The 6539-nt window shown below is 27.0% G+C and carries 4 protein-coding genes; all 4 read left to right on the top strand.

What is annotated here, in order from left to right; genetic code table 11:
* Positions 1–560 (top strand): restriction endonuclease subunit S (locus F1B92_RS01470; protein ID WP_229770865.1); only part of this gene is annotated, 560 nt, incomplete at its 5' end.
* 89 nt (positions 561–649) lie between these two features.
* Complete coding sequence (locus tag F1B92_RS01465) at positions 650–2185, top strand: type I restriction-modification system subunit M (RefSeq protein WP_154570142.1); 1536 nt, start codon at positions 650–652, stop codon at positions 2183–2185.
* An 11-nt stretch (positions 2186–2196) separates the two neighbouring features.
* On the top strand, positions 2197–3402 hold the full coding sequence (locus F1B92_RS01460) for a restriction endonuclease subunit S (protein WP_154570141.1): 1206 nt from the start codon (positions 2197–2199) through the stop codon (positions 3400–3402).
* Positions 3399–6506: a type I restriction endonuclease subunit R gene (locus F1B92_RS01455; protein WP_154570140.1), complete on the top strand. Its 3108-nt coding sequence runs from the start codon at positions 3399–3401 to the stop codon at positions 6504–6506. Before F1B92_RS01460 ends, F1B92_RS01455 begins: the two co-directional genes overlap by 4 nt.
* Positions 6507–6539 lie beyond the last annotated feature (33 nt).

The raw sequence follows: 6539 nt of genomic DNA, 5'->3' as shown, positions 1-6539 counted from the left end.
GGGGGGGGTATGAGCTTATGAGTTTAGGGGAAATTTGCAAAATAAGAGACAATGAAAGAAAGCCTATATCAAAACAGAATAGAATAAAAGGAATTTATCCTTATTATGGAGCAAATGGCATTATTGACTATATTGATGATTATATTTTTGATGGAACTTTTATTCTACTAGGTGAAGATGGTAGTGTTATAAATGAAGATAAGACACCGGTTTTAAATTGGGCTACTAGTAAAATTTGGGTTAATAATCATGCTCACATATTAGAACAACTAGATAATTACAATTTAAGATTTATTTATTATTGTTTGCAAGTTACAGATATAAGCAATATGGTAAGAGGATTGCCGCCTAAACTAAATCAAAAAAATTTAAAAACAATCCTTATCCCCATTCCACCCCTAAAAACTCAAGAAAAAATAGTTAATATTTTAGATAAATTTAACACTTTAACAAGTGATTTAACAAAAGGCTTACCACAAGAGATTGATTTACGAAAAAAGCAGTATGAATACTATAGAGAAAAATTACTAACTTTTAAGGAGATAGAAGCATTAAAATGAAAAAGTTAAAAAATATAAGTTTTTATAAAATACTTAATTTATAAATTTTAAAAAGTAAGTTATATAAATTTATATAAAGAGGTGAAATTATGACAAGTAGCATACAAAGAGATGAGCTACAAAGACAAATTTGGAAAATTGCTGATGAAGTAAGGGGCTCAATCGATGGATGGGATTTTAAACAGTATGTTTTAGGAACTTTATTTTATAGATTTATTAGTGAAAATTTTAGTGATTATATGCAAGCGGGTGATGAGAGTATAAATTACGCAGAGTTAAGCGATGAAATAATCACTGAAGAGATCAAAAAAGACGCCACGCAAACTAAAGGATATTTTATCTATCCAAGCGAGCTTTTTGAAAATGTTGTAAAAAATGCAGATAAAAACGAAAATTTAAACATTGACTTAAAAAATATTTTTGAAAATATTGAAAACTCAGCAAATGGGTATGATTCACAAAAGGATATAAAAGGTCTTTTTGCTGATTTTGATACTAGAAGCACTCGTTTAGGAAATACTGTTGATGAAAGAAATAACAGACTAAGTGCAGTTTTAAAAGGTATCGCTGGATTAAATTTTGGTAAATTTGAAGATAGCAAAATAGATCTTTTTGGTGATGCTTATGAGTATTTGATTTCAAATTATGCATCAAACGCAGGTAAAAGCGGTGGCGAGTTTTTCACTCCACAAAATGTATCAAGACTAATCTCAATCCTTGCTATGCATAAACAAGAAACAGTAAATAAAATCTACGATCCAGCTTGCGGATCTGGCTCACTCCTACTTCAAGCTAAAAAACATTTTGATAATCACATAATCGAAGATGGATTTTTTGGTCAAGAGATAAATCATACAACTTATAACTTAGCTAGAATGAATATGTTTTTACATAACATAAACTATAATAAATTTGAAATCTTTCATAGCAATACTCTTATAAATCCTGCCTTTAAAGATGAAAAACCTTTTGATGCAATTGTATCAAATCCGCCATATTCGATTAAGTGGATAGGAAGTGATGATCCAACTTTAATTAATGATGATCGTTTTGCTCCAGCTGGTGTTTTAGCACCTAAATCAAAAGCTGATTTTGCCTTTGTGCTTCACGCTTTAAGCTATCTATCAGCTAAAGGAAGGGCGGCTATTGTTTGCTTTCCTGGTATTTTTTATCGTAGTGGAGCAGAACAAAAAATAAGACAATATCTAGTTGATAATAACTTCATTGAAACTATAATAAGCCTTGCACCAAATTTATTTTATGGAACTTCTATTGCTGTAAATATCTTAGTTTTATCAAAACATAAAAATGATACGAATATTCAGTTTATTGATGCAAGCGAGCTTTTTGATAAAAAAACAAACAATAACGAACTTAATGACTCTCATATAGAAAAAATCATTCAAGTATTTGACTCAAAAGATGAGATTAAGCATTTTAGTAAAAATGCTAGCTTTGATGAGATTAAAGAAAATGATTATAATCTTTCAGTTAGTTCATATTTAGAAGCTAAAGATGAAAAAGAGATTATAAATATAGATGAGTTAAATAAGGAGATTAAAGAGATAGTTTTAAAAGTTGATGATTTAAGAAAATCAATCGATGAGATTGTAAAAAACTTATAAAAGTTAAAGCTATGAATAAAATAGAAAATTTAATTAATAAATTATGTCCAAATGGGGTTGAGTTTAAAAAGCTAGGCGAAGTTTGCGAGTTTAAAAGAGGAAAAGGATTAAAAAAAGAAGATAAAGGGACAGGAGAAATACCCGCAATATTATATGGAGAGCTATACACTACGTATAGAAATTATATAAATAATGTTGTAACAAAAATTGATGAAAAATTATGTAAATCTTCTACATTAGTTAAAGAAAATAGTTTATTATTACCTATATCTAGCACTACAAAAGAAGCTCAAATTGGAAAAGCTTCTGTACTTAAAGTAAAAGAAATTTATTTAGGTTCTGATGCTATAGCTTTAACTCCATCAAATATTATTTCATCAGATTATTTAATGTATTTATTGAATAGTTATTTTTTTGAAAGAAAAAAGATGAAAAATGTAAGTGGTACTACAATAAGACATTTAAATGTTTCTGGAATATTAGAAATTTCTATCCCCATCCCTCCACTTGAAATTCAAAATGAAATAGTAAAAATTCTTGACGCGTTTTCAGAGCTTACAGCAGAGCTTACAGCAAGAAAAAAGCAATATGAATATTATAGAGATAAATTATTAAGCTTTGAAAATCTTGACAAATGGGGGGGGTATGAGCTTATGAGTTTAGGGGAAATTGGTGAAATTTCCATGTGTAAAAGAATTTTAAAAAGCGAAACAAGTCCTTGTGGTGAAGTTCCATTTTACAAAATAGGAACTTTTGGAAAAAAAGCAGATTCTTATATTTCAAAAGATAAATTTATTGAATATAAATCTAAATTTTCTTTTCCAAATAAAGGTGATATTTTAATTTCAACATCTGGTACAATCGGACGCTGTGTTGTTTTTGATGGTAATCCTGCATATTTTCAAGATTCAAATATTGTATGGATTAATAATAATGAAAAAATAGTTTTAAATAAATTTTTATATTATTATTATCAATTAAAACCGTGGAATGCAACAACAGGAGGAACTATTCAAAGATTATACAATAGAGATTTAAAAAAAGTTAAAATCCCCATTCCACCCCTAAAAACTCAAGAAAAAATAGTTAATATTTTAGATAAATTTAACACTTTAACAAGTGATTTAACAAAAGGCTTGCCACAAGAGATTGATTTACGAAAAAAGCAGTATGAATACTATAGAGAAAAATTACTAACTTTTAAGGATATAAAATGAAAACATTAGCACAAACTAATAATTTTATAGTTTTGGATAATTATAAAAAAATAGAGCAAAATGAAAAGTCCTATCAAAGCGAGTATGAGCTAGAAAAAGAACTCATAAAAGATCTTCAAAATCAAGGTTATGAGTTTTTAGAGAATTTAAATACACCCAAAAAACTTTTAAATAATGCAAAAATACAACTCGAAAAACTAAATAATATAAAATTTAATGATAACGAATGGAAAAGATTTTTAGATGAGTATTTAGATAAAACAAGCGATACTATTATAGAAAAAACTAGAAAAATTCACGATGATGATAAATATGACTTTATATTTGATAGTGGAGAAATAAAAAATATATATTTATTAAATAAAAAAAATCCACAAAAAAACACTCTTCAAGTTATAAAACAATTTACTCAAAAAGGAAAATGTGAAAATAGATATGATGTGACAATTTTAATTAACGGCTTACCATTAGTTCAAATAGAGCTTAAAAAACGAGGCACAGCCATAAAAGAAGCCTTCAATCAAATTCACCGCTATACAAAAGAAAGTTTTAATAGCGAACACTCTTTATATAAATTTACTCAAATTTTTATTATCTCAAACGGAACTGATACAAGATATTTTGCAAATACTACAAAAAGAGATAAAAATAGCTTTGATTTTACTATAAACTGGGCTGATGCTAAAAACAATATCATACAAGATTTAAAAGATTTTACCGCAACTTTTTTAGAGAAAAAAACTCTTTTAGATATTATTATAAAATACTGCATTTTTGATACAACGAATACTTTATTAATTATGAGACCTTACCAAATAGCAGCAACTGAAAGAATATTATGGAAAATACAAAGCTCATATCAAAATAAAATTTATAGCAAGCCAGAAAGTGGTGGGTATATTTGGCACGCAACTGGAAGTGGAAAAACTATAACTAGCTTTAAAGCCGCAAGATTAGCAACAAATTTAGATTTTATAGATAAAGTATTTTTTGTAGTAGATAGAAAAGATCTTGACTATCAAACTATAAAAGAATATCAAAGATTTAGCCCTGATAGCGTAAATCGCTCTAATAACACAGCAGAACTTAAAGCAAATATTTTAAAAAATGATAATAAAATCATAGTTACAACTATTCAAAAGCTAAATAACCTTATAAAAAGCGAAGATGATTTAGAAATTTACAATAAACAAGCCCTTTTTATGTTTGATGAGTGCCATCGATCACAATTTGGCGAGGTACAAAAAAATATAAGAAAAAAATTTAAAAAATACTATCAATTTGGCTTTACTGGAACGCCTATATTTTCCGAGAACGCACTTATTGGCCAAACTACTGCTAGCGTATTTGGAAGAAAACTTCATTCATATGTTATAACTGATGCTATAAGAGATGAAAAAGTGCTTAAATTTAAAGTTGATTATAACGATGTCAGACCTAAATTTAAAAGCATTGAAACAGAACAAAATGAAGAAATTTTAAAAGCAAGTGAAACAAAACAAGCTCTTTTACATCCTGAAAGAATTAGCGAAATTTCAAAATATATCTTAAATAACTTTAATCAAAAAACTCACAGACTTAACACTTCATCAAAAGGCTTTAATGCTATGTTTGCAGTAAGTAATATTGAAGCAGCTAAGTTATACTATGAAAAATTTAAAGAATTACAAAATGGTAGCAAAAATCCTCTAAAAATCGCTACAATTTTTTCATACGCTGCAAATGAAGAACAAAATGCAAAAGGAGAAATAGAAGATGAAGGATTTGAACTTGATGTGATGAACTTAACTGCAAAAGAGTATTTAAGCTATGCTATAGATGATTACAATGAAATGTTTAAAACAAATTATTCAGTTGATAGCAAAGAGTTTCAAAACTATTATAGAGATGTATCAAAAAGAACTAATGGAAAAGATAGTAATGGTAACGATATACCAGATGATGAAAAAATAGATTTATTAATAGTAGTTGGAATGTTTTTAACAGGATTTAATGCACCAAGGCTAAATACTTTATTTGTGGATAAAAATTTAAGATATCACGGACTTATACAAGCATACTCTAGAACAAATAGAATTTACGACTCCACAAAAACATTTGGAAATATTATAACTTTTAGAGATCTAGAAAAAGCAACTACTCAGGCTATAGCTCTTTTTGGTGACAATGCTAAAAATATTATTTTAGAAAAAAGCTATGATGAGTATATGAATGGCTTTAAAGATGAAAGCAAAAGAGGGTTTTTAGAAGTTGTTAATGAATTAAAAATTAAATTTCCAGATCCTTCTAAAATATCACTAGAAAAAGATAAAAAAGAGTTTGTAAAGCTTTTTGGTGAATATTTAAAACTAGAAAATATCTTACAAAACTATGATGAATTTACAGCACTTAAAGAGTTTCAAAATATTGATTTAAATAACACTCAAGATTTAAAAGAATTTAAAGAAAGATTTTATCTAACTGATGATGATATTGATAAAATGAAAGATATAAAAATACCATCTTTAAGAGAAATTCAAGACTACAAATCAACCTATAATGATATAAAAGAGTGGAGAAATAAACAAGAAAATTCAGAAAATAAAAATCAAGAGATAATCAACTGGAATGATGTTGTTTTTGAAATAGAGCTTTTAAAGTCTCAAGAGATAAATTTAGACTATATTTTAGAGCTTATTTTCGAACAAAATAAAGATAAAAAAGATAAAAACTCTTTAATAGATGAAGCAAGAAGACTGATAAAATCAAGTCTTGGACAAAGAGCAAAAGAAGATCTTATAATTGACTTTATAAATAGCACAAATCTAGATATTTATAAAGATAAAGCAGATTTAATAGATGGATTTTATAAATATGCAAGAGAAATTCAAAAAAAAGAGGCAAATGAATTAATAAAAGATGAAAATTTAAAAGAGGATTTAGCAAAAAGATATATAAAATACTCTTTAGAAAGAGGTTTTGCAGATGATAGAGGAATGGAGTTAAATGAGATTTTGCCAAAAATGAGCCCATTAAATCCAAACTATTTAAATAAAAAACAAGGTGTTTTACAAAAAATAATTGCTTTTGTGGAAAAATTTAAAGGCGTTGGAGGTAGTATTTAATCTTACTTTGTAAATTTGAGAGTATAATACTAA

This window comes from Campylobacter portucalensis (genome assembly GCF_009690845.1).
In the GTDB taxonomy this organism is placed as follows: Bacteria; Campylobacterota; Campylobacteria; order Campylobacterales; family Campylobacteraceae; genus Campylobacter_B; species Campylobacter_B portucalensis.
This window is presented reverse-complemented; position numbering and strand designations above follow the sequence as displayed.

Excerpts from the sequence above, each read along its gene's own strand:
- F1B92_RS01465 (WP_154570142.1), top strand. The coding sequence starts at position 650 with ATGACAAGTAGCATACAAAGAGATGAGCTACAAAGACAAATTTGGAAA.
- F1B92_RS01460 (WP_154570141.1), top strand. The coding sequence starts at position 2,197 with ATGAATAAAATAGAAAATTTAATTAATAAATTATGTCCAAATGGGGTT.
- F1B92_RS01455 (WP_154570140.1), top strand. The coding sequence starts at position 3,399 with ATGAAAACATTAGCACAAACTAATAATTTTATAGTTTTGGATAATTAT.